The organism is Liquorilactobacillus capillatus DSM 19910 (genome assembly GCF_001434915.1).
In the GTDB taxonomy this organism is placed as follows: Bacteria; Bacillota; Bacilli; order Lactobacillales; family Lactobacillaceae; genus Liquorilactobacillus; species Liquorilactobacillus capillatus.
This window is the reverse complement of record NZ_AZEF01000027.1, coordinates 302,833-325,637: the sequence shown is the minus strand read 5'-3', so window position 1 is coordinate 325,637 and position 22,805 is coordinate 302,833. Positions and strand designations below refer to the sequence as shown.

General features: G+C 37.7%; 21 protein-coding genes. 17 read left to right on the top strand and 4 right to left on the bottom strand.

What is annotated here, in order from left to right:
* The first annotated feature begins 46 nt into the window (after positions 1-46).
* From dapF to recD2, 10 genes are all read left to right on the top strand, one after another.
* Complete coding sequence (dapF, locus tag FC81_RS07255; protein ID WP_057744944.1) at positions 47-1,042, top strand: diaminopimelate epimerase; 996 nt, start codon at positions 47-49, stop codon at positions 1,040-1,042.
* On the top strand, positions 1,039-1,587 hold the full coding sequence (locus FC81_RS07250; protein ID WP_057744941.1) for an NUDIX hydrolase: 549 nt from the start codon (positions 1,039-1,041) through the stop codon (positions 1,585-1,587). The genes dapF and FC81_RS07250 overlap by 4 nt, the downstream gene beginning before the upstream one ends.
* A gap of 6 nt (positions 1,588-1,593) precedes the next feature.
* Positions 1,594-1,881: a hypothetical protein gene (locus FC81_RS07245; protein ID WP_057744938.1), complete on the top strand. Its 288-nt coding sequence runs from the start codon at positions 1,594-1,596 to the stop codon at positions 1,879-1,881.
* A gap of 13 nt (positions 1,882-1,894) precedes the next feature.
* Positions 1,895-2,581: a 5'-methylthioadenosine/adenosylhomocysteine nucleosidase gene (locus FC81_RS07240; protein WP_057744935.1), complete on the top strand. Its 687-nt coding sequence runs from the start codon at positions 1,895-1,897 to the stop codon at positions 2,579-2,581.
* Between the two features lie 15 nt (positions 2,582-2,596).
* The gene (locus FC81_RS07235) at positions 2,597-3,766 is read left to right on the top strand and encodes a cysteine desulfurase family protein (protein ID WP_057744932.1); all 1,170 of its coding nucleotides are present in this window, start codon (positions 2,597-2,599) and stop codon (positions 3,764-3,766) included.
* Positions 3,753-4,097, top strand: a complete 345-nt coding sequence (locus FC81_RS07230; protein WP_057744929.1) for a DUF1831 domain-containing protein — start codon at positions 3,753-3,755, stop codon at positions 4,095-4,097. The genes FC81_RS07235 and FC81_RS07230 overlap by 14 nt, the downstream gene beginning before the upstream one ends.
* A 125-nt stretch (positions 4,098-4,222) precedes the next feature.
* Entirely contained in the window at positions 4,223-5,344 is a 1,122-nt protein-coding gene (gene mnmA, locus FC81_RS07225; protein ID WP_057744926.1) for a tRNA 2-thiouridine(34) synthase MnmA, read from the top strand.
* A 159-nt stretch (positions 5,345-5,503) separates the two neighbouring features.
* Positions 5,504-6,169: a histidine phosphatase family protein gene (locus FC81_RS07220; RefSeq protein WP_057744923.1), complete on the top strand. Its 666-nt coding sequence runs from the start codon at positions 5,504-5,506 to the stop codon at positions 6,167-6,169.
* 23 nt (positions 6,170-6,192) lie between these two features.
* A complete protein-coding gene (locus FC81_RS07215; protein ID WP_057744922.1) occupies positions 6,193-6,867 on the top strand; it encodes a tetratricopeptide repeat protein in 675 nt (224 codons plus the stop codon).
* Positions 6,867-9,362 carry an SF1B family DNA helicase RecD2 gene (gene recD2 / locus FC81_RS07210; RefSeq protein WP_057744919.1) on the top strand — a complete coding sequence of 832 codons (2,496 nt, stop codon included), beginning with the start codon at positions 6,867-6,869 and terminating at the stop codon, positions 9,360-9,362. Before FC81_RS07215 ends, recD2 begins: the two co-directional genes overlap by 1 nt.
* A 146-nt stretch (positions 9,363-9,508) precedes the next feature.
* Here recD2 and FC81_RS07205 read toward each other — a convergent pair whose 3' ends face one another.
* The 3 genes from FC81_RS07205 to FC81_RS07195 all read right to left on the bottom strand — a co-directional run bounded on the left by FC81_RS07205 (position 9,509) and on the right by FC81_RS07195 (position 12,676).
* Positions 9,509-10,516, bottom strand: a complete 1,008-nt coding sequence (locus FC81_RS07205) for a hypothetical protein (RefSeq protein ID WP_057744916.1) — start codon at positions 10,514-10,516, stop codon at positions 9,509-9,511.
* A gap of 269 nt (positions 10,517-10,785) precedes the next feature.
* Entirely contained in the window at positions 10,786-12,462 is a 1,677-nt protein-coding gene (rnjA, locus tag FC81_RS07200) for a ribonuclease J1 (protein ID WP_057744914.1), read from the bottom strand.
* Entirely contained in the window at positions 12,449-12,676 is a 228-nt protein-coding gene (locus FC81_RS07195; protein ID WP_057744911.1) for a DNA-directed RNA polymerase subunit epsilon, read from the bottom strand. The genes rnjA and FC81_RS07195 overlap by 14 nt, the downstream gene beginning before the upstream one ends.
* Positions 12,677-12,919: 243 nt before the next feature.
* Between FC81_RS07195 and FC81_RS07190 the strand changes: the two genes are divergently transcribed.
* A complete protein-coding gene (locus FC81_RS07190) occupies positions 12,920-13,399 on the top strand; it encodes a hypothetical protein (RefSeq protein ID WP_057744908.1) in 480 nt (159 codons plus the stop codon).
* Between the two features lie 198 nt (positions 13,400-13,597).
* Here FC81_RS07190 and def read toward each other — a convergent pair whose 3' ends face one another.
* Entirely contained in the window at positions 13,598-14,152 is a 555-nt protein-coding gene (def, locus tag FC81_RS07185; RefSeq protein ID WP_057744905.1) for a peptide deformylase, read from the bottom strand.
* A 172-nt stretch (positions 14,153-14,324) separates the two neighbouring features.
* Between def and FC81_RS07180 the strand changes: the two genes are divergently transcribed.
* From FC81_RS07180 to FC81_RS07155, 6 genes are all read left to right on the top strand, one after another.
* Complete coding sequence (locus FC81_RS07180) at positions 14,325-14,609, top strand: UPF0223 family protein (RefSeq protein WP_057744902.1); 285 nt, start codon at positions 14,325-14,327, stop codon at positions 14,607-14,609.
* Between the two features lie 60 nt (positions 14,610-14,669).
* A complete protein-coding gene (locus FC81_RS07175) occupies positions 14,670-15,410 on the top strand; it encodes an inositol monophosphatase family protein (RefSeq protein ID WP_057745082.1) in 741 nt (246 codons plus the stop codon).
* A 155-nt stretch (positions 15,411-15,565) separates the two neighbouring features.
* Complete coding sequence (gene typA / locus FC81_RS07170) at positions 15,566-17,416, top strand: translational GTPase TypA (protein WP_057744900.1); 1,851 nt, start codon at positions 15,566-15,568, stop codon at positions 17,414-17,416.
* Positions 17,417-17,824: 408 nt separating this feature from the next.
* Positions 17,825-18,100 carry a DUF1507 family protein gene (locus tag FC81_RS07165; RefSeq protein WP_057744897.1) on the top strand — a complete coding sequence of 92 codons (276 nt, stop codon included), beginning with the start codon at positions 17,825-17,827 and terminating at the stop codon, positions 18,098-18,100.
* An 11-nt stretch (positions 18,101-18,111) separates the two neighbouring features.
* The gene (locus FC81_RS07160) at positions 18,112-19,305 is read left to right on the top strand and encodes an FtsW/RodA/SpoVE family cell cycle protein (RefSeq protein WP_057744894.1); all 1,194 of its coding nucleotides are present in this window, start codon (positions 18,112-18,114) and stop codon (positions 19,303-19,305) included.
* Between the two features lie 60 nt (positions 19,306-19,365).
* Positions 19,366-22,797, top strand: coding sequence for a pyruvate carboxylase (locus FC81_RS07155; RefSeq protein ID WP_057744891.1), 3,432 nt, complete (start codon positions 19,366-19,368; stop codon positions 22,795-22,797).
* The last annotated feature ends 8 nt before the right edge of the window (positions 22,798-22,805 follow it).

Below are 22,805 nucleotides of genomic sequence, written 5' to 3'. Positions count from 1 at the left end.
TTATATAGTAATAAGAGATATACGTAATAAACAGGGGGTTTGAAGAATGAAAATGTTGAAAGTCCACGGATCAAACAATGATTTTTTTATTCTGGATGGAAAAAATTTAGACAAACAGCTAACTGAGGCTGAATTAAGCATATTAGCAAGAAAAGTTTGTGATCGCAAGGTCGGATTACATGGCGGAGCAGATGGTATTTTGTTTGTTACGGCTAGTGGTCATACAGGTGTCGTTGGAAAAATGCGCGTTATCAATGCTGATGGTAGTGAGGCGAGCATGTGCGGTAACGGCATTAGGACTGTTGCTCGCTATTTAAGTGAAAGAGAGCATGCAGCCTATTTTAAAATTGAAACAATGTATGCTGATTTAGAAGTAAAAAAGGCTACGCCCTTTGCACCTGATGTACAGGCTTTTGACGCAGAAATCTCACCTGTCAGTTTTGATGCAGTTGACTTAAAAATGCACCTTGCAGGTAAGACTAAGTTAGTTAATGACTACATTCCAGAGTTATCAGAAACGTTGAAATTTTCAGCAGTAGCAGTCCCTAATCCGCATTTAATTGCTTTTGTCTCACATGATGTTTTAACGGGTCCTGAATTAGGCAGAATAGCAGCTTATCTGAATAATGGTCAGAATCTACTCTTTCCCGACGGAGTCAATGTTAGTTTTGTCGAGATTCAAAAACCGAGACAGATTTTTGTTAGAACTTACGAACGTGGTGTTGGTTATACTAATGCTTGTGGAACAGCGATGTCTGCTTCTAGCTTAATGTATGCACTGCTTTACCCAGAACAAGTTAAGCTGGAAGATTTGATTTCTGTTTTTAACCCAGGCGGAATGGTTAAAACACGTGTCCACCAACGGACTAATGGCGCATACTGGATGTCATTAATAGGTAATGCCACTTTTGTAGCAACAGTCGAGGTTGCACAAAGCGCGGCTCTAGAAGGTGATTTTAAAGATATTTCTTGGAAAGAGACTGGTGAACAAGCTGCATATGAGGATTTTGCTACCGCGATATCGAAGGGGGAGCAGGAATGAAGCTTGAAGAAAAAAAACTAGAAACGAAACATATTTTTAAGGGAAAAATTATTGATCTGGATGTTGAAACAGTTCTTTTACCTGATGGTCAAAAAGCAACTCGTGAGATTGTTCGGCATCATGGTGCTGTAGGAATCATCTGCCTGACAACGGATGATAAGCTTGTTTTAGTTAAACAATGGCGGCAGCCGCTTGGAAAAGCTGTATTGGAAATTCCAGCAGGTAAAATTGAACCAGGTGAAAAGGATTCGTTGAAAACAGCAATGCGAGAATTAAATGAGGAAGTTCGTTTAAGTGCTGATCATTTTGAATATATTGCAAGTTTTTATACTTCTCCAGGTTTTGCAGATGAAAAAATGTTCTTGTATCTGGCAGAAGGGTTAAGCCCAGTTAAACATTCTCTACCACGAGACAATGGTGAATTTTTAAATATTTTTGAATTATCACTAGATCAAGTTGATGAGGAAGTTAAAAAGGGTACGATTTGTGATAGTAAGACACTTATGGCAATCTGGTATTGGAAAATGAAACGAATAAGGGAGTAATAAATAGTGGGTTTCAGATTTAAAATATTCAAATGGTCACAGCGTAAAGTTAAAGAAGATGAGGAGCAGAATATAGCTAATAATAGTAAGAGGCGCACCCGAAGCCGAAGTAAAGATGATGTTCAAGACGAACAAGCTGTGCATGAGAGTCGAACAGGCTATCGTAAAGCCCAGTTTCAAATTGAGATAGAAAAAAAGCGAAAGAAACTGGGTCGCAAGTTAAATTGGGTAATTGGTTGTTTAGTAGTGGCTATTATTGTGGCGTATCTTTTTATGATTTTTGTTAATTTTTAGGAGGATTTTGTAGATGAAATATGGGATATTGTGTGCTATGGAGGAAGAGATCAAGGTACTGCGAGCTAAATTAAGTAATCTACATGAGAGTGAACATGGTGGAATTACTTTTTATGAGGGCTCTATTAATAATCAAGCTGTGGTACTGGTTCGTTCTGGAATCGGTAAGGTACAAGCTGGGATGACAACAGCGTTACTTATTGTGGAGTATGGTGCAACAGCAATTATTAACTCAGGTTCAGCAGGTGGAATTGGTCATGGACTGCATATTGGAGATGTTGTCTTTTCAACAACCGCAGCATATCATGACGTAGATGCAACAGCTTTTGATTATCTCCCTGGCCAATTACCGCAGCAGCCGCAACTTTTTAAAGCTGATGAGAACTTGGTAAATAAGCTGACACAGGCAGCAACAGTAACGAATTTAAGTGTTAAAAAAGGATTGATTGTGACTGGTGATCAGTTCATTGCTTCAGCAGCTAAGATTGAACAAATAAAGCAAGTGTATCCAGCAGCCTTGTGCTGTGAGATGGAAGGTGCTGCAGTCGCTCAAGCAGCTTATCAATTTAAGGTACCATTTGCTATAATACGTGCAATGTCTGATGTCGGTGATGAGGAGGCTGGTCAAACTTTTGATCAATTTATTCTTGAAGCTGGCAAGCGTTCAGCATGTATGATTTTAACGATGTTAACAGCGTAGAAGGAGACTTTTGAAGTGAAGCATATTTATTTGGATAACGCCGCAACGACACCGATGGATAGATCTGTAGTTGAAACAATGAATAAAATGATGCTGAATGTTTACGGAAATGCTTCCAGCACCCATTATTTTGGTCGTCAAGCGCGTGCTGTACTGGATGATAGTCGACATATTATTGCACAGTCAATTAATGCTCGTAAGGACGACGAGATTGTTTTTACTAGCGGTGGAACAGAGAGTGATAATACGGCTATTATTGAGACTGCAAGGGCGCGTAAAAATAGTGGTCGACACTTGATTACAACTACAATAGAGCATGAAGCAGTTCTGAAATCAATGGAGTATCTAGAAACATGTGGTTTCGAAGTTACTTATCTACCGGTTGATGAAAAAGGTCATATTACATTAGCTGATTTACGTGCGGCGTTGCGTGAAGACACGATTCTTGTTTCAATTATGGCTGGCAATAATGAAGTTGGTAGTCGTATGCCTCTTTATGAGATCGGTCAGATAGTAGCTCCAACGAACGCGTGGTTTCATACTGATGCCGTGCAAGCCTATGGGTTGCTTGATATTGATGTTCAAAAAGATAAGATTGATCTATTATCAACTTCGGCACACAAGTTAAATGGTCCAAAATTTTTAGGCTTTCTCTATCGTCGTGAAGGGTTAAACTTTGCATCGTTCTTAAAGGGTGGAGACCAAGAATTGAAAAGACGTGCTGGAACAGAAAATATTCCTGCGATTGCTGGTTTTGCAAAGGCAGTTAAAATTGCAGATAGAAAAGAAAAATTGGCTCGGCAACAGAAATATGCTGGCTTTAAGCAGCAGTTAATACATGGCTTACAAGAGAATAAAGTTGCATTTGAAGTAAATGGTAACTCGGCTGATAATCTGCAGCACGTTATTAATATCTGGTTCAAGGGATGTTCACACGAAGCATTACTGACCAACCTTGATTTAAATGGCGTAGCTGCTTCGGCTGGTTCAGCCTGCACCGCGGGAAGTATTGAACCATCACATGTTTTGACCGCAATGTATGGCAAGGATAGTCCACGCGTTAGCGAATCGATTCGATTTAGTTTTGGCTACCAAAATACTACTGCTGATATTGAAGACTTAATAACAGTCTTAACAAAGATTACTAATAAAATGAAGGGAAGAGAAAGTAATGGCATATGCTAAGCAAATTGTAATCAAAGGTGATCAACGGCAATATGTTCTCAGCGATGATATAAAAAAGTATACATTACGTGACTTAGGTTTTACTGAAAGTAAAAATGGTAAGTTTCAGTTAGAAAGGTCATTAGAACCCAATGCACCATTTAATGCAGGTTTTAAATTTAAACTGGCAATTACAGCTGATTTAAAGACTTTTAAAATGCTGATAACTAGTGCTAATGGGTTGAATGAAGTCAATATTTATAAAAGCGCGGATGCACAGCTGCATATTGAGCAACTGAATTATATTTTAGGACAGTTAGAACAGCGGCATGTGCTTCAACAGCTAGATTAAAAAAGCAGTGTTGAATTGAGCAACTTGTAAAAAAACAGCTAACTGGATATAATGGGGTTTACTGAAATAATACGACCTTCAAATCGTAGCTTCAGAATCTAGAGTGAAATGATGGTGAAATTATAATGAAAGACAAAAGCCAAACACGTGTCGTTGTTGGCATGAGTGGCGGAGTAGACTCCTCTGTTGTGGCCTATTTATTAAAGCAACAGGGGTATGATGTTGTTGGTGTATTTATGAAAAACTGGGATGATAAGAAAGATAGTGGTGTTTGTACAGCAACGGAGGATTATGAAGATGTTGCTAAAGTAGCAAACAAAATTGGGATTCCTTATTATTCAGTTAATTTTGAAAAAGAATACTGGGATAACGTGTTTACGTATTTTTTAGATGAATATAAAAAGGGACGTACACCGAATCCGGATGTAATGTGTAATAAAGAAGTTAAGTTCAAAGCTTTTTTAGATTATGCCTTGCAGTTAGATGCAGATTATATTGCAATGGGTCATTATGCACAATTAAAGCGAGATGCTGATGGAACAGTACATTTATTGCGCGGGGCCGATGAAAATAAAGATCAGACGTATTTCCTGAGCCAATTATCACAAGATCAATTGCAAAAAGCAATGTTTCCAATTGGCCATATGCAAAAAAGCGAAGTTCGTCAAATTGCTGAAGAAGCTGGCTTAGCTACTGCTAAGAAAAAAGACTCAACAGGAGTCTGTTTCATTGGTGAACGAAACTTTAGCAAGTTTTTAAATGAGTTTCTTCCAGCAAAAGCAGGGAAAATGATGACAATTGACGGTGAGGTCAAGGGTGAGCATTATGGTCTGATGAATTATACAATAGGTCAAAGAAGAGGACTGGGGATTGGTGGCAATGGTGAGAGTAACGATCCATGGTTTGTTATCGGCAAGGACCTCTCTAAAAATATTTTATACGTTGGACAGGGCTACCATAATGAACATCTTTACGCAGACAGCCTTACTGGCAGTAACCTGAGTTTTATTGCTTCAATTGCTGCACGAGGAAGAGAGTTTCACTGTACTGCTAAATTTAGATATCGTCAAAAAGATACCGGTGTTAGTGTTTTTCTTGATAAGGATAAGGTCCGCGTGGAGTTCGACCAGCCAGTTCGGGCTATTACACCAGGACAAGAAGTCGTTTTTTATGATGAAGCAGAGTGTTTAGGGAGTGCAACAATTGACCATGCGTACCAAAAGACGCGTATTTTGCAATATGTGTAACTAAAAAAGTATCTATACAGTACTACTCTCAAGTAAATTGATTTATGCTTGAGAGTTTATTTATATGGTAGAATTTTTTTAAATTAACTGTTACTGGCTCCTAAAAGGTTGTTTATATGTCATAATAATTAAAAGTATGCAAAGAGAAGGGTGTTGCAAGTGACAAAATTATTTTTTATTCGTCATGGAAAAACTAAATGGAATTTAGAAGGTCGCTATCAAGGTGCGCAGGGAGATTCGCCTTTACTGCAAGAAAGTTATCAAGAGATCCAGCAGTTATGTTCCTTTTTGAAGGATTATCAGTTTGAATGTATCTATTCTAGTCCTATTAAGCGAGCGGCGATAACCGCTGAAAAAATTGCTGAAGGGCTTAGGCTTCAACAACCGTTAGAAGTAAAAAGTATTTCTGAATTACGTGAATTTAATCTTGGAAAAATGGAGGGGATGAAGTTTACAGATGTGGCACAACGTTATCCCCAAGAACTGGAAGCTTTCAGACACCATCCGGATAAATACGACCCTTCTGAAATAAACGGTGAGTCCTTTCCTGAATTATTTGCACGAATGACACCAGCCATTAAAGAAATTGCACAACAGCACCAAGCAGAGTCAAAAAACATACTAATTGTAAGCCATGGGGCAGCATTGTGTGCTGAAATTCGTCATTTGTTAGGCTATCCACTAGCAGATCTGCGTGCGGCTGGTGGTCTGGCCAATACAAGTACGACTATTTTAGAAACTGGTAATGGAGAAAATTATAAATGTTTGGCGTGGAATAAAACTGATTACTTAGAACGTAAATTAAGCGATACTGATATTGTTTAGGTTTAATGAAAGAAGATGAAGGAATGGCTGAAAATCAAAAGAAAATGGTTAATGAGACTGCGCAAACTATCAAGAGTCTGATAGCAGCCGTTGATAAGCATCCTGATGATCCGCAAACCTACTATAATTTAGGTTCAATGTTGACTGAATTAAAAAATTATCAACAAGCTGAAGAATTGTTCAAAAAAGCACTACAATATTTCAAAAGAGACGAACAAAGAGAATTATTGCACTATGGGTTGGGCAATGTTTTCTATGCCAGTGAGCTCTACCAAGAAGCTAAGAATGAATTTCAGCAGATCACACAAACTAAGCTAAAGACGGCGGCTTTGTTGATGAGAGCACAGACAGAGTATGCCCAAGCTAATTACCAGATTTCTTTAGCTTATGCATTAACTGCAGTAGAAGAAGGGAAAAATCGTTCTGCCTTAATGCTTGCGGGCGAGAACTTGTTGGCACTGGGAGATTTTGCGCAAGCCAAGAATTATTTTGATCAACTTTTAGAACAATGGCCTCACGATAAGGAAGCTAATTTCCAACGTGGTATTGTTGGGATGGTTATGGGTGAAAAGAGTGTCGACTTCTTTAAAAGGGTGGAAGAGAACGACCCCGATTATTTTAAAAAAATGAAGGCGAGATTAGTTGACGTTGAGAAATTTATTACAGCTCAAAAGCAAAAGAACCAAGGAGGAAAATAATGTCTGCAGCTAGAAATATTGATTTATTTAAAACTGAGGGCAAACAAGACAAGTATATTATTGGCAAAGTCAGAGCTGTTTTTTTTGAAAGTAATGAAACCTTTTATAAGGTCGTTCAGGTTCAGGTTAGTGAAGCTGATTTTGAGTGGTCGAATGATGAAATTGTGGTCACGGGGAATTTTGCTGATTTAATTGAGGGAAACGATTATCGTTTTGAAGGTCAATTAGTTGATCATCCAAAATATGGTCAGCAGTTTCAAGCAGTTAATTATCAAAGTGAGACACCAACAACCCGTGGGGGAATTATTGCGTATTTGTCAGGAACTAGTTTTCAGGGAATTGGTTTGAAGACAGCAACTAAAATTGTTGACCACCTAGGAACGGATGCTATTCAAAAAATACTTGCAGACGAACATAGTTTGTCAGGACTTAGCTTAAAAAAGGCACAGCGACAGGCTTTATTAGAGACTTTACAGTCTGATAATGGAATGCAGCAAATCATTATTGAATTGAACAGTTATGGTTTCGGTAGCCGGATGGCAACCGCTATTTTTAATCGCTATAGGGAAAAGACAAGTGAGGTTATTCATGAGAATCCGTATCGGCTAGCGTTAGAGATTAACGGAATTGGTTTTAAAAAGGCAGACGCAATAGCAGCAAAACTTGATTTTGCCGCAGATTCACCTGGTCGAATACAAGCAGCTATTTTGCAAAGTATGTACGATCTTTGCCATGAAAAAGGTGATACTTATACTACAGCCGAACCGCTTCTACAACAAACTTTAGATTTACTTATGAATAGTCGCCGTATCTCATTGGGACCGGATATTGTTGCTGATCAGTTATTGCAAATGGCAGCAGATGGCAAAATCGTGGCAGAAGATAATAAAGTTTATTTACGGTCTTACTTTGAAGCTGAGTGGCGTATTGCTGAAAATGTTAAGCGTCTACTTAAACTTAAGAGAAAAGAGCAACTTGAAGATAAAACATTTAATGGTTTAATGGTTAAAGTGGAGAACCAGTTAGGTATTTCATACGGCGAAGATCAAGTTGAGGCAATTCATCAAGCACTGCAGACACGAATGTTTTTACTAACGGGTGGCCCAGGAACAGGGAAGACAACTATTATAAATGGTTTAGTGGCGACCTTTGCACTTTTAAATGATATTTCTTTAGATATAAATGAATATAAAAACGATGATTTTCCTATCCTGTTGGCAGCTCCAACCGGTCGTGCAGCTAAAAAAATGAATGAAGCAACAGGACTTCCCGCTTGTACGATTCATCGTTTGTTGGGGCTAAATGGAAATTCCGATGATGTTGGTGAGCCCCAGCAATTAGATGGGAAACTGTTGGTTGTTGATGAGATGTCAATGGTGGATGTAAATCTTTTTGATCTCTTGCTAGAGTCAGTACCAAATCATATGCAGTTGATATTAGTGGGGGATAAGGACCAGCTACCTTCAGTTGGACCAGGACAGATTTTTGCTGACTTGCTTGAGAGTAAGTTGATTCCGCATAAGGAATTAAAAATGATCTATCGGCAAGAAAATAAGTCTTCAATTATTCCGTTGGCACATAGTATTAAGGAAGGTAACTTGCCTGCGGATTTTACAACCAACCAGAGTGATCGCTCATTTATTAGCTGTCATAGTGCGCAGATTTTAGGTGTACTTGAACAAGTTGTTGCCAAAGCACAACAGCGAGGTTTTTCTAAGCGAGATATTCAGGTGTTGGCGCCTATCTATCGCGGTGCAGCAGGAATTGATCGACTTAATGAAATGTTGCAGAATGTTCTAAACCCTAAAAAGCCGGGTGGAAAAGAAGTTCAATTTAAACAGTATAACTTTAGAATTGGTGATAAGGTTTTACACTTAGTTAATAGCCCTGAAGATAATGTGTTTAATGGTGATATTGGTGAAATTGTTGGAATTGAAACGGCTAAAGAGAGTAAAGATAAAAAAGAAAAGCTGATTATTTCATTTGATGGAAATGAAGTTTCTTATACTAGTAAAGATTGGAATAAACTTAAGCTAGCGTATTGTATGTCAATTCACAAATCACAAGGTAGTGAGTTTAAATTAGTAATTCTACCGCTCGTCCATCAATACGCACGTATGTTAAAACGTAATCTACTTTACACAGCGATCACACGTGCACAGAATCTACTGATCTTGTTAGGTGAACAAAGTGCATATAGGGCATGTGTTGAGAAAGTATCAGTTGATCGGAAAACAACGATTATTGCACGTTTACATACAGTATTTGAAAATTCACCAGTTAAAAAGGAAGATCGTAGCGGACAGAAAAAAGAAGTACCGCAATTGATAAATACGGAAAACAAAACCGTAACAACTAAACAATCATCATTGGATGTTCAGGTCAAAGATGATAAAACTAAGCAAGACACAGTTTTGACGTTACAACTAATTACAAATAATGAAGTTGACCCATTGATAGGTATGAAAGGTGTAACACCATATTCTTTTCAGTAAAATCCAGTAAGCAGCGAGTATATTAAGATTGAATCCTTCGTTATCGATAAGTTGACTTTGAATAAGGTATTCTTAATTTATAAAGTATCATTATGCGAAAGAAGGGGGCCTGAATTAAAAGCTAACTTTTAATTCAGACCCCTATTTTAATTTTTGGAAGATTTCTTAGGTAATTGTTTTTGTGACATATCGGCTAGTGGAATACTATCAATGTCGTACCAGAAAGGATAACTAAAAGATTTGAAAAAGACATCATAAAATTTATTATTCATCTGATGATGATCAACTTGACCAAATTCAAGGGATTTAATCACAAGGTGAACTTGATTGCTGGCATAGTTATGGACAAATGGCAACTTATGCTGTATTTTAAGCTTTCGAGTGATTAGGAGTAAAAAGTAAAAAAGTAAATTCATATTGCTAATTAGCTCAACTTGTAAATTATTATTCAAAGTCGGGTGCTTAACTGAAGAGAGCGAGCGTTGCTGGGAGAGATAAGGCTCATTTTTGATAGTTACATTAAAAGTATGTTTATAAAAATTATATTTTTGATTGATCCGCATGGTTACTTCAAATGATTCTTGGTTAATGTAAGCTGTTAATTTATTCCACAATTTAGATAAGTACGAAAGGTGAAACCGAGTAAGTAAACGATGGAAACGTGAGTTTGCCAATGTGTTAGCGACGTAGGCATTAAAACCGATGTTTAATTCGTCGGTAAAAAATCTGCGCGAGTCGTGTGTAGGTTCATTAACTTGCCCAAGATTAAAATATACAGGTCGGACAGCATTTAATATTTGTTGCAAGGCGGAAAGAGGATCGGAAGAAACCCCAATTTTTTGCATAAAAGGATCATGTTGAGCTGTAGAGATGAAGGCGATAGGAAGGTCAACTTTACCAGCATTTTTAATTCCTTTAATTGTATCAAGCATCAGATCATGTTGCCCAATAGCCATAATAACGCAATCAGCTAATTGTTGAGGAGAGGTTGTCCTAATAAATTTTTCGGTAATATGTGCGGCTATTTTAGGGCGCACTTTAACAACGCTATAATTAACCTGTTGCTTATCCAGACTATGCTGAATTTTATCCCATACAATAGCTGTTTTCTTCCTTGCGGTATATACATCTACAATAATAAAAAAAGTCCTCACACTAATTGCCCTCCATTCTAACAATCCTCGCTTATTATATAATAATTGACTTTATTTACAAGACTTTGAAGGGGTGAAAATAAAAATTTAGTAATTTTTTGATGATTCTATTTTCTATTTGAATAATGATGTATAGCTTGAATAAAAAAACTTACATCGTAACTTAGTATATACTAAGTTTTAACCCTAAAAAGACCCTCTTAGACTTGATATTAAATGCAAGTTTGAGAGGGCAAATTATTTATATTCACTTTTTGAAAAGTTAGTAATTAAATCATTACGAGCATCGGAATAATCATCGGGTGACGTTCTGTTTGGTCGTATAAGAAACGGCGTAAGTCATCGATAATAGCATCCTTCAACATTGCTTCACTAACATTGGATTTACTTAAAACGCGACGCATAACTCTGAATAAGCGGCGGCGTCCACGATCGATCAGTTCGCCAGATTCTCGCATATAAATGAAACCACGGGAAAGTAAATCTGGGCCTGCTAAAATCTCCTGACTTTTTAAGTTGATCGTTGCGACAACAATTACTAGACCTTCTTCCGAAAGGACACGGCGATCACGTAAAACAACGTTACCGATATCACCAACACCAGAACCATCAACGTAAACATCGCCAGCGTTGAAGTGCCCTGCCATTCGAGCGGAATCTTTAGTAAGAGCGAGGACATCTCCGTTACCCATAATGAATGAATGGTCCTTAGGAACATCACAGCGCTCGGCTAATTCAGTATGGATTTTTAACATCCGGTACTCACCATGGACGGGAACAAAAAATTTAGGTTTGATCAAACGCAACATTAGTTTTTGTTCTTCTTGACCACCATGACCGGAAGCATGGATATTATTGACTTTACCATGGATAACATCAGCCCCGGCTTCTTCAAGCTCATTAATAACATGATTAACACTAGTTGTGTTACCAGGAATAGGGGAGCTTGAGAAAACGACAGTGTCACCTGGTTGAATTGCAACTTGGCGATGAGTACCATTAGCTATTCGACTCAGAGCAGCCATGGGTTCACCCTGCGAACCTGTACATAAAATCATAACTTTATTTGCAGGTAAAGTATTAATCTGTCTTGAATCAACAAGTGCATCATCAGGAATATCAAGATAGCCGAGTTCTCGTCCGTTGATAATAGCCGCTTCCATACTACGACCGAAAACAGCTATTTTTCTTCCTTTGGCAACCGCAACTTCAGCGGCTTGTTGAATACGTGAGATATTAGAAGCGAAAGTGGCAAAGATAATCCGACCTTCAACTTTTTCAAAAATACGCTTTATTGATTTTCCAACCCACCGTTCGGATTTTGTAAAGTTAGGAATCTCAGCGTTGGTACTATCAGATAGAAGACATAGAACACCTTCACTACCTAATTTAGCCATTCTCTGTAAATTAGGTGGCTGGTTGGTAACTGGTGTCAGATCAAATTTATAGTCACCTGTAGCAACAATCGTTCCACTAGGTGTCTTAACCGCAACACCTAGAGTATCTGGAATCGAATGAGTTGTTCTAAAGAATGAGACACTTGTTTTACGAAACTTTAAAACAGAGTCTTCATTTATCTCATGTAGTTCAGTGGTTCTTAATAAACCGTGTTCCTCAAGTTTGCTCTTAATTAGAGCCAATGCAAGTGGACCAGCATAAATAGGAACATTGATTTTTTTCAGAAGATAGGGGATACCGCCGATATGATCTTCGTGGCCATGAGTAATAACTAAGGCTTTGATCTTTTGTTGGTTAGCAACTAAATATTGATAGTCGGGAATAACATAGTCAATTCCTAAGAGGTCATCTTCTGGAAATTTAATCCCTGCATCAACAACAATGATTTCATCTTGAAATTGGACCCCATAAGTATTCTTTCCAATTTCGCCTAAACCGCCAACTGCAAAAACAGCAGTTTCATTATTTCTGACGCTAAGCTTTTTCATTGTTGAACTCCGTTAATTTATAGTTGGGACTCAATTGTTCATACTCAAGAGCTTTGGGGTCTAATCCCTCAATATGTTCAATGTTGTAAGAAGTCTGCTCTTCAGTTATGATACGAGCTTCGACTTGTGAGTTGGCCTCAAGGTAAAGTGATTGTGTGTTTTCACGACGTGGGTTGATCTTCTTAGAAGGTTGATAAAATACTTTAAAAATCATTATAAAAAAACTCCTTATTAAATAAATAAATTTTTACGACTATACCTGCCTACAGTAAGTGATAGCGTAAATTAAAGACAAAAACGATTTTCCGAACGTGGATTGTTTTCACAATAATTGTTATCATTTTAGCATAGATACTCTGAGAAGTATATAAAGGTGCTAATTTCGGTTAACATTTGTTTTCAATACTGCTAACTTCAGTGAACATGGTATAATCAGAGAAGGAAATGAGGTGGTTTGATGCGCTTTTTTATTTTGATAATACTTTTAATTATTGTCTTGTTAATCTTTTTTATTAGCAAGCGAATTTTACGCCAAAAAGCACTGACGATTTTACAGGCTAAAAATAAAAAAATAACTGATAAGGCTGTCTCTAATTCTCTCGCACAACTGTCAACAGAGTGGCTAGATGATTATAGTAGTGAAATCAATAACTCACGGCTTCTAGCGAGTATCTGGGGTAAGGGAGTAACCGTTTTTGAATATATTTTGCCAGCGCAAAAAGCAACTAAAAAAGAATTAGAGCAGTTTCGGCAAAATCTAAATGCCCAGTTAGCTCTTTACGCCCAAAAAAATTCTATTTTTCATTTTGAAAAGACCCCGGCTTTTTTGATTTCAGATTTATGGTTCCTGACATCGTCGATTCATATCGAGGTAGCTTGCATCTCTAACCAGCAAACATTGGACTACTTAGGTGATATTGATAAACTTGAGGGTTAAGCTTAGGTATGAATACCAGACGATCTAGCTATCAGGGTATACCAAAAGTACACTAAGGCGCATGTAAGTCATACCTGTTAATAAAGCTTTATAGATAACATGTCAGCAGTGCACAAAAAGCTGACTGTAAAAAAGGCTGGGTCAAGTAAACTTGCCCAGCCCTTACTACAGTGAAACGCTAGATTTTTTCGCGTATAACTAACCGAGAATGACGGTGTTATCATCAACATTAAAAGGCTTTTTTTTGTTGATATGATCAAAAAAGAGAATTCCATTCAAATGGTCTATCTCGTGTTGACAGACAATCGCTGGGTAATCCCTGAGTTTGGTAACATGCTTTGTCCCCTCTAAATCGTACCAACGTAATGTGATACGATCGTGGCGGGGAACATAACCAGGGACTTCCCGGTCAACTGAGAGGCAGCCTTCACCTTCAGAAAGAGCGGCCATTTTAACTGACTCACTTAAAATCGTAGGGTTAACTAGAACGTGTTTGAAGAGTGGTTTGTCATTTTCGTCTGGTACTAAAACTGCAGTCATTCTAATTGAGACGTCAACTTGTGGTGCTGCTAAGCCAACACCTGCTCTGAGCTTATATTTTTCAGCCAATTCAGGATTCTGACTGTTCTCAAGAAATTCCATCATATTATGTGCAAGCTGCTTTTGTTCAGCGGTCAGTGGAAAGCTGAGAGCTTGGGCGCGTGCGCGTAGAGTAGGGTTACCCTCGCGAATTATGTTATCCATAGTAATCAAAACTAGTTCCTCCATTTTTAAAATCTAATCTACTTAATTATAGACTATTAATGGATATTTTTAAAATTATTTTCATGTTGCTGTTCTAATTTATGTATAATACATTTAGGTTAGGCTTTTTAGTAGGATAATTACTGCTATTAGACTAGTCAACTAAAGGAGACAAGTATCTATGAAATTACCGCAAAATATTAGTTATCCATTAAGAGAAGAATGGTCTACAGCGGATATTGTAAAAGCAACTGAATTTTATTATGTTGTTGAACAAATATATACTGCTAAAATTGCACGAACAGAATTTCTAGCAAAGTATGCAGCTTTTACTGAAGTTGCCTCAATGAAGATGACACAAAAACAACTTGACCGTGAATTTTACCGCTTATCAGGCTTGAGTATTTATCGAGCGGTGCAGTTTGCTCGCAAAACGCAGAAGGATTATTTGCATCTTGAAGATTAAGCAAAGGAGACGTAGGTTTTGGAATCACTAAAATTGTTAGACCAGCGTGTAAAAGCCTGGATGCGAGAAGCTCGTACTAAAATTCTTGTAAGTTTCAATGAGCAATTGGACATAACAACTAAAACAGGTCCAAATGATTTAGTGACCAATATTGATCGTGAAGTTGAAGCCTTTTACAGAGATAAGATAAAAAAATATTATCCTGCTTCTGGAATAGTAGGTGAAGAAAGTGTAAATGAAAATACGAAACCAGCAGTCGACGGGCTACTTTGGATTATTGATCCAATAGATGGAACGATGAACTTTGTAAAGCAAAGAGATCATTTTGCAAGTATGATCGCAGTTTATCAGAAAGATAAGGGATTACGTGGTTATATTTATGATATTATGCAAGATAAGTTATATTGGGGAGGCGCTGATATCGGTGTTTACTGCAATAACGAAAAAATGGCTCCACCCCGCAATAAAGGGCTTGAAGGCGGACTCTTTGGAGTTGGGGCGCCGCTGCTTATTAAAAATTATCATAATTTGCAGAATGTAGCAATGAGGAGCTGTGGAACAAGGATATATGGTTGTTCGGGACTCCAATTTATCCATGTTTTGAATGGTCAGTGCGTTGCTTATAGTTCGTATCTGCGCCCATGGGACTACGCTGCGGGAAAAGTCCTTGCAGAAACCTTGGGTTTAGTTGTGAAAACGATTGACGGTAAGCCTATTGATATGTTATCATCTAGTGATGTATTAGTAGCAACGAAAAATGCTCAAAAAGACATAACTAGAATCGTACAGTCGATTTACTAGGTCTTGAGCTGTGACGGGAGAGTCACAGTTTTTTTATGCCGAGTAATGAAAGCTGGCTTCGGGAGTTTTCAAAAACTGATGAAGAGTTTTGATTGTATCTTGAGCGGCATTTTTTCTTGTAGAGAGATTCATATTGCGAAAGGAAGAAAATAAATTTGAAAATACGTGATGATATCCGTAATGTTGCCATTATTGCCCATGTTGACCATGGTAAAACAACATTAGTTAATGAGTTACTTAAGCAATCGGATACTTTAGATGAACATACAGAGATTGATGACCGTGCACTTGACTCAAATGCAATTGAAAAAGAACGTGGAATTACAATTCTTTCAAAGAATACGGCAGTTGAATATAAGGGAAAACAAATCAATATTCTGGATACTCCCGGACATGCCGATTTTGGTGGCGAAGTTGAACGAATCATGAAAATGGTTGATGGGGTTTTGCTAATTGTTGATGCTTTTGAAGGAACAATGCCGCAAACCCGTTTTGTTCTGAAGAAAGCTTTGGAACAGCATTTGACCCCAATCGTTATTATTAACAAGATTGACCGTCCAGGAGCTCGTCCTGAAGAAGTAGTTGATGAAGTGCTTGATTTGTTTATCGAATTAGGTGCCGAAGAATCACAACTCGAATTTCCAGTTATCTATGCTTCAGCCGTTAATGGGACTTCTTCTTTGGAATCAGATTTGGATACACAGGAACACACGATGGATCCAATTTTTAATGCTATTTTGAAAACTATTCCTGCCCCAGTAGACAACTCTGACGAACCATTGCAATTCCAAGTTTCAATGCTTGATTACAATGAGTTTGTTGGTCGGATTGGTATTGGACGTGTTTTCCGTGGAAAGATTAAAGTCGGAGACCAAGTTACAGTTATGAAGCTTGATGGAACGCAAAAGAATTTCCGCGTTACTAAGTTATTCGGTTTCTTCGGCTTGAAGAGATTGGAAATTAATGAAGCAAAAGCGGGTGACTTAATCGCTATTTCAGGTATGGAAGATATCTTTGTAGGTGAAACAGTTTGCCCTGCAGGTCATCCAGATGCCTTACCTGTTTTACGGATTGACCCGCCTACCTTACAGATGACTTTTAGAACAAATGATTCACCTTTTGTTGGTCAAGAAGGTGACCATGTTACTGCACGTAAGCTGGAAGAACGGTTGAAAGTGCAACTGCATACTGATGTTTCTTTGCGAGTTGAGGATACTGAATCACCAGATGCTTGGGTTGTTTCTGGTCGTGGAGAATTACATTTATCAATTCTGATTGAGACCCTACGTCGCGAAGGTTTTGAACTTGCCGTTTCACGTCCACAGGTTATTTATCGTGAAGTTGAAGGCAAGATGTGTGAACCTTTTGAAAGTGTAACGATTGATACGCCAGATGAATTTTCTGGTAGTGTTATTGATTCGTTAGCACAGCGTAAAGGTGAAATGGTTAATATGGAGACCAATTCAAATGGTCAGACCCGTTTGACATTCTCAGCTCCAACACGTGGCTTAATTGGATATGATTCACAATTTCTTTCAATGACACGTGGGTATGGTATCTTTAACCATACATTTGCTGAATACAAACCGGTTATTCATAATTGGGAACCTGGTCGGCGTAATGGTGCTTTGGTTTCAATTAACCGTGGTAAAGCAACAACTTATGCAATCATGGGTGTTGAAGATCGTGGAACGATTTTTGTTGATCCAGGAACAGAAGTTTATGAAGGAATGGTTGTTGGTGAAAGTTCGCGTGAACGCGATATTTCAGTTAATGTTACTAAGGGTAAAAATATGACGAACGTTCGTTCATCAAATAAAGACCAAACAGCAACAATTAAAAAACCAACGCATTACACACTAGAAGAATCATTGGAATTCTTAAATGAAGATGAACTTTTAGAAATTACACCTAAGAACATTCGTCTACGTAAACGAATCTTAGAAACAAATGCACGTGAAAAAGCAGCTAAACAAAAGAAAACAGCTGCAAAGAAGAATAAATAGGAATTAAGGGCGGAAAAGCCTAAAAAAGAGGTTAAGTCAAGATTTACTTTGACTTAACCTCTTTTTTTAGGATCGGTAATCAGTAAGAAGGTCTAAAAGCTTAGCTACTGTTTTATAATTTACAGCTAACAGTTGAAGGGTCATGGTAGTATCAGTTAGATTTTTACCCGACAGTTAAAAAGCCTTTTTTTTAGTTTTTTTGAGTATAAATGTTCGTGTAATTGTATAAATAATATAAAACAGTAACTTTTATATTGAAAAATACGAATTTTAACGTCATAATAGCATTACAGGATAATTAAAATTAATCACTTTCCCAAAATAATTTAAAGTGCTGCTTCTAGAGATACTGGAACTGAAATGTTTATATGATATAATTGCTCTAGTTAGGAAAGGAGCAGAAGTTTTATGCGTGAATCTGTTTCAAAAGAAGAGGTCCTGATCTTTTTAACCAAAGAGGCTGAAGAAATTCAGGATTTGCTGGATAAACAACAGAATTTGTTATGCTTGTCACAATGTCCTGCATTTGAAGAGGTGGCAGATACCCAGCTCTATGGTTTCTCGAAAGAGGTTCACCTGGCTCAGGCCTGTGGTCTAGTATCCGAAAAAGAAGGACAGGAATTGGTTAAAAACCTCGAAAATGTCTTATCAGCGATTTATGCTGCAGCAGGAGAGGGCAAGTAGTAGAAATTATTATGAAAAAAATACGGAATAAATTACATTATTTCGACTTCTATCTGTTTATTCCATATATTGTTTTATGCGGAATAGGAGTCGTAATGGTTTACTCAGCTAGTTCGATTAGTTTATCTTATGTTGGTAGCGCAACGAATACCTATATGATCAAACAGCTACTATATGTTTTTTTGGGACTTATTTGTTTTACAACGGCATATATGTATCGACTTCAGAAATTTATGAGTCGTAATTTTATTATCTATGGGTTTATAGTGATCGCGTTATTATTGTTATATGCTAAGTTCTTGACTGATCCAATCAATGGGGCTAACGGCTGGATTGATTTGAAAATCTTTAGTTTACAACCAGCAGAATTATGTAAACTATACTTAGTTTTCTTTGTAGCTCAATTGTTATCTAGAAGAGAGCAGCTAACTTCAACTGCTTTGGCTGAAAAAAGAAGTAAGAAACCCTGGCTTCTTGTGGCAACTCTGCTTCTCTTGGTATTGATTGAGCCAGACTTGGGCGGCTTTTCGATTAACTTAATGATTGTAGTTGTTATGTGGTTTGCACAAGGGATAAATTATCGTCAAAGGTTGTTAACATTAACCGGCTCCCTTCTTGGTGTAGGAATAGCCGTTCAGTTATTACGTTTTTGGAATCCTTTAAAAGGGACCAGCTACGCATATATGTACAACAGATTAGTCGCTTTTTATGATCCATTTAAAGTTGCCAGCACTAGTGGCCAACAATTGATTAATTCTTATTATGCGATTAGTAATGGTGGCCTTTTTGGACTTGGCCTCGGTAATAGTATTCAGAAAAGGGGCTATTTGCCTGAAGCACATACTGATTTTATTTTAGCTGTTATTAGTGAAGAGCTTGGTGTAGTTGGAGTTACTTTTGTTCTTATCTTACTTACGTGGTTGGTTTTACGTATTTACTTAATTGGTGTCCGGTCTCGTAATACGTATGATACTTTAGTTTGTTATGGAATTGGGACTTTTATTGGGGTTGAAACTCTATTTAACGTTGGAGCTGTCAATGGCCTATTACCGATTACTGGTGTAACATTACCATTTGTATCATATGGAGGATCAAGTATGGTTGTCTTGTCATTAGCGTTAGGTGTCATTATGAATATCTCAATTAATCAGCGCCGCACTTTAGAAAAGCAGCGGTCAGCAATTGGGAGAGGAATAACAGCTTAATTAAGGTTATTTAATTTTTAGTAGGTCATTATTCAGATTTTCACAGAAAGTGGGAGTTCAATGGAAAAAATATTGATTGCTAATCGTGGAGAAATCGCTATTCGAATTATTCGTGCGTGTCAAGAACTAAAAATCAAAACAGTTGCTATTTTTGCTAAAGAGGACGAATTCTCTGTTCATCGTTTTAAAGCTGATGAAGCTTATCAAGTTGGTGCGGGAAAGAAACCGATCGAAGCCTATCTTGATATGGATGATATTATTAGAATTGCTAAAATGACTGGTGCAGATGCAATCCATCCTGGTTATGGCTTTTTGGCGGAAAATGAGGTTTTTGCCCAAAAATGTTTGGAAGCCAAGATTAACTTTATTGGTCCAACCGTAGAACAACTAGATACATTTGGGGATAAAATCAAGGCTAAATTAGCAGCAAAAAAAGCGGGACTGCATATTATTCCAGGAAGTAATGGTCCAGCTGAGTCACTGACTGATGTCAAAGATTTTGCTAAGAAACATGGCTATCCTATTATGGTTAAAGCTGCACTTGGCGGTGGTGGCCGTGGAATGCGGATTATTGAAAATGAAAGTGAGATTGAAGAAAGTTACAATCGTGCTCGCAGTGAAGCTAAACAATCATTTGGTGATGATGAACTCTATGTTGAAAAATATTTGAAGCAGCCTAAGCACATCGAAGTCCAGATTTTAGCTGATAAGCATGGAAATGTTCTTCACTTATTTGAACGTGACTGTTCAGTTCAACGGAGACATCAAAAGGTTATTGAAATGGCTCCAAGTATTTCGCTAAGTCAAGAGAGGAGACATGCAATCTGTCAGGCAGCAGTTCGTTTGATGGAAAGTGTCTCTTATCAAAATGCAGGAACCGTAGAATTTTTAGTTACAGCAGATGATTTTTACTTTATTGAAGTTAATCCACGAGTTCAGGTAGAACATACTATTTCAGAGATGATTACCGATATTGACATTGTCCAAGCACAGATACTTATTGCTGCGGGGAAAGACCTTTTCAAGGATTTGAATCTTCCTCAACAAGCATCGTTAAAGAGCCATGGAGTTGCTATCCAATGTCGTGTAACTACTGAGGACCCTGAGAATAAGTTTATGCCTGATACAGGTAAAATAGAAACATACCGGTCACCAGGTGGTTTTGGCGTGCGTCTTGATGGCGGTAATGCTTACGCCGGTGCAGTCATAACACCATATTTTGATTCGTTATTAGTAAAGGCTTGTGTCCAGGCACGTACCTTTGTTGGAGCAGTCTTAAAGATGGACCGAGTTTTAGATGAATTCAGAATTAGAGGTGTTAAAACTAATATTGCATTCATGCGTAACGTTATCAATCATCCTGTTTTCTTAGCTGGTAAAGCAAGCACGACCTTTATTGATAATACACCAGAGTTGTTTAACTTTAAGCGTGAAAAGAATACTATCAATCAATTATTGAAGTATATTGGAAACGTCACGGTCAATGGCTTCCCAGGCACAGAGAAACACAAGAAGGTTTTTGCACCCAAGGTTACGATCGGAACTGACTTCAGGGCAGAAAAGAATACTGATAATGCTAAGAAGGTTTTAGACCGCGAAGGCGCAAGTGCCATGATCAACTGGTTGAGAGCACAAGATAAAGTTCTTTTGACAGATACGACGATGCGTGATGCTCATCAGAGTCTTTTTGCTACAAGGATGCGGACAAAAGATATGCTCCCGGTCGTGGATGTCTACGATAAAGCTTTACCACATGTCTTTTCAGCTGAAGTATGGGGTGGGGCTACTTTTGATGTTGCTTACCGTTTCTTAGATGAAGATCCATGGGAAAGACTAAAATTAATTCGTCAAAGAATGCCGCAGACACTCTTACAGATGCTTTTCAGAGGTTCCAATGCAGTTGGATATAAAAATTATCCTGATAATGTTTTACAGAAGTTCATCGCACAAAGTGCTACTAATGGTATAGATGTCTTTCGTATTTTTGACAGTTTGAACTGGGTAACGCAGATGGAAAAGAGTATTCAATTTGTGCGTGACACAGGAAAAATTGCAGAAGGGACGATGTGTTATACCGGTGATGTTCTAAATAAGACAGAACATAAGTATGATTTAAATTATTACAAAGAGCTTGCTAAAGATCTTGTCGCAGCCGGTTCACAAATTATTGGTATTAAAGATATGGCTGGATTACTAAAACCTAAAGCGGCATACGAATTAGTTAGCAGCTTGAAAGAAGAAATTGATGTTCCGATTCATCTGCATACACATGATACGACCGGTAACGGGGTAGCGACTTATACCCAAGCGATTCGGGGCGGAGTCGATATTGTTGATGTTGCAATGAGTTCATTATCAGGGACAACAAGTCAACCAAGCATGAGCAGTTTGTACTACGCTTTAACGGAAGATCCACGTCAACCTGAGCTTAATATAGATAATGTTGAGCGTGTAAATCGCTATTGGCAAGGAATCAAGCCGTTTTATCAAGACTTTATGAATGGAATAACTGCCCCACAAACGGATATTTATCAGACAGAAATGCCTGGTGGACAGTATTCTAACTTACAACAGCAAGCAAAAGCTTTAGGAATTGATGATTTTGAGGTAGTTAAGAAAACATATCGTGAAGTCAATCAGCTTTTGGGTAATATCGTTAAGGTTACACCGAGTTCTAAAGTTGTTGGTGATTTTGCAATATTCATGATTAAGAATCAGTTGACTCCAGAAGATATTTTTGAACGAGGTTCACAAATTGACTTTCCGGAATCAGTGGTCAACTTCTTTGCAGGTAATTTAGGTCAACCAGCGGGTGGATTCCCTAAGAAACTTCAAGAAATTGTTTTGAAGGGCAGAAAAGCAATTAAGGTTCGACCAGGTAGTTTAGCACAGCCAGTTGATTTTGAACAAGTTACTCAAGAACTGAAAGAAAAGATAAAACGTACACCAACTACGGAAGAAGTCTTAAGTTACGTACTGTATCCAGATGTGTTCTTAGATTATGAAGAAATGATCAGTAAATTTGGAGAATTAGAGATTTTAGATACCAATACTTTTTATCAAGGGATGAGAAAAGAAGAAACAATTCACATCGACTATGGGGTTGGAAAGAAAGTTATTGTCAGATTAAATTCAATTGGTGATGCTGATGAAGAGGGAAACCGCAATCTCTACTTTACGCTTAACGGTCAGGCTCAGCAGATCGTTATCCATGATCTTAGTAAGAAAGCAACTGTAAAGACAGTTTTGAAAGCTGAACCAACGAATCCAAGACATATCGGGGCCACCTTGAGCGGTTCAGTCTTAAGTGTTCTTGTGACTAAGAATCAGGTTGTTAAAAAAGGTGAACCGTTAATTGTGACTGAAGCAATGAAAATGGAAACAACTATTAAGGCACCATTTAATGGTAAAATTAGTCATGTTCATGCTAAGGCTGGCGATATTCTTGAAACGAGAGATCTTTTATTAGAAATTGAACCTATTAAGGAATGAATTATTAA

Excerpts from the sequence above, each read along its gene's own strand:
- mnmA (WP_057744926.1), top strand. The coding sequence starts at position 4,223 with ATGAAAGACAAAAGCCAAACACGTGTCGTTGTTGGCATGAGTGGCGGA.
- FC81_RS07165 (WP_057744897.1), top strand. The coding sequence starts at position 17,825 with ATGCGTGAATCTGTTTCAAAAGAAGAGGTCCTGATCTTTTTAACCAAA.
- FC81_RS07180 (WP_057744902.1), top strand. The coding sequence starts at position 14,325 with ATGAAATTACCGCAAAATATTAGTTATCCATTAAGAGAAGAATGGTCT.
- dapF (WP_057744944.1), top strand. The coding sequence starts at position 47 with ATGAAAATGTTGAAAGTCCACGGATCAAACAATGATTTTTTTATTCTG.
- FC81_RS07195 (WP_057744911.1), bottom strand. The coding sequence starts at position 12,676 with ATGATTTTTAAAGTATTTTATCAACCTTCTAAGAAGATCAACCCACGT.
- FC81_RS07240 (WP_057744935.1), top strand. The coding sequence starts at position 1,895 with ATGAAATATGGGATATTGTGTGCTATGGAGGAAGAGATCAAGGTACTG.
- rnjA (WP_057744914.1), bottom strand. The coding sequence starts at position 12,462 with ATGAAAAAGCTTAGCGTCAGAAATAATGAAACTGCTGTTTTTGCAGTT.
- FC81_RS07230 (WP_057744929.1), top strand. The coding sequence starts at position 3,753 with ATGGCATATGCTAAGCAAATTGTAATCAAAGGTGATCAACGGCAATAT.
- FC81_RS07250 (WP_057744941.1), top strand. The coding sequence starts at position 1,039 with ATGAAGCTTGAAGAAAAAAAACTAGAAACGAAACATATTTTTAAGGGA.
- FC81_RS07175 (WP_057745082.1), top strand. The coding sequence starts at position 14,670 with ATGCGAGAAGCTCGTACTAAAATTCTTGTAAGTTTCAATGAGCAATTG.
- FC81_RS07215 (WP_057744922.1), top strand. The coding sequence starts at position 6,193 with ATGGCTGAAAATCAAAAGAAAATGGTTAATGAGACTGCGCAAACTATC.
- recD2 (WP_057744919.1), top strand. The coding sequence starts at position 6,867 with ATGTCTGCAGCTAGAAATATTGATTTATTTAAAACTGAGGGCAAACAA.
- FC81_RS07155 (WP_057744891.1), top strand. The coding sequence starts at position 19,366 with ATGGAAAAAATATTGATTGCTAATCGTGGAGAAATCGCTATTCGAATT.
- FC81_RS07160 (WP_057744894.1), top strand. The coding sequence starts at position 18,112 with ATGAAAAAAATACGGAATAAATTACATTATTTCGACTTCTATCTGTTT.
- FC81_RS07190 (WP_057744908.1), top strand. The coding sequence starts at position 12,920 with ATGCGCTTTTTTATTTTGATAATACTTTTAATTATTGTCTTGTTAATC.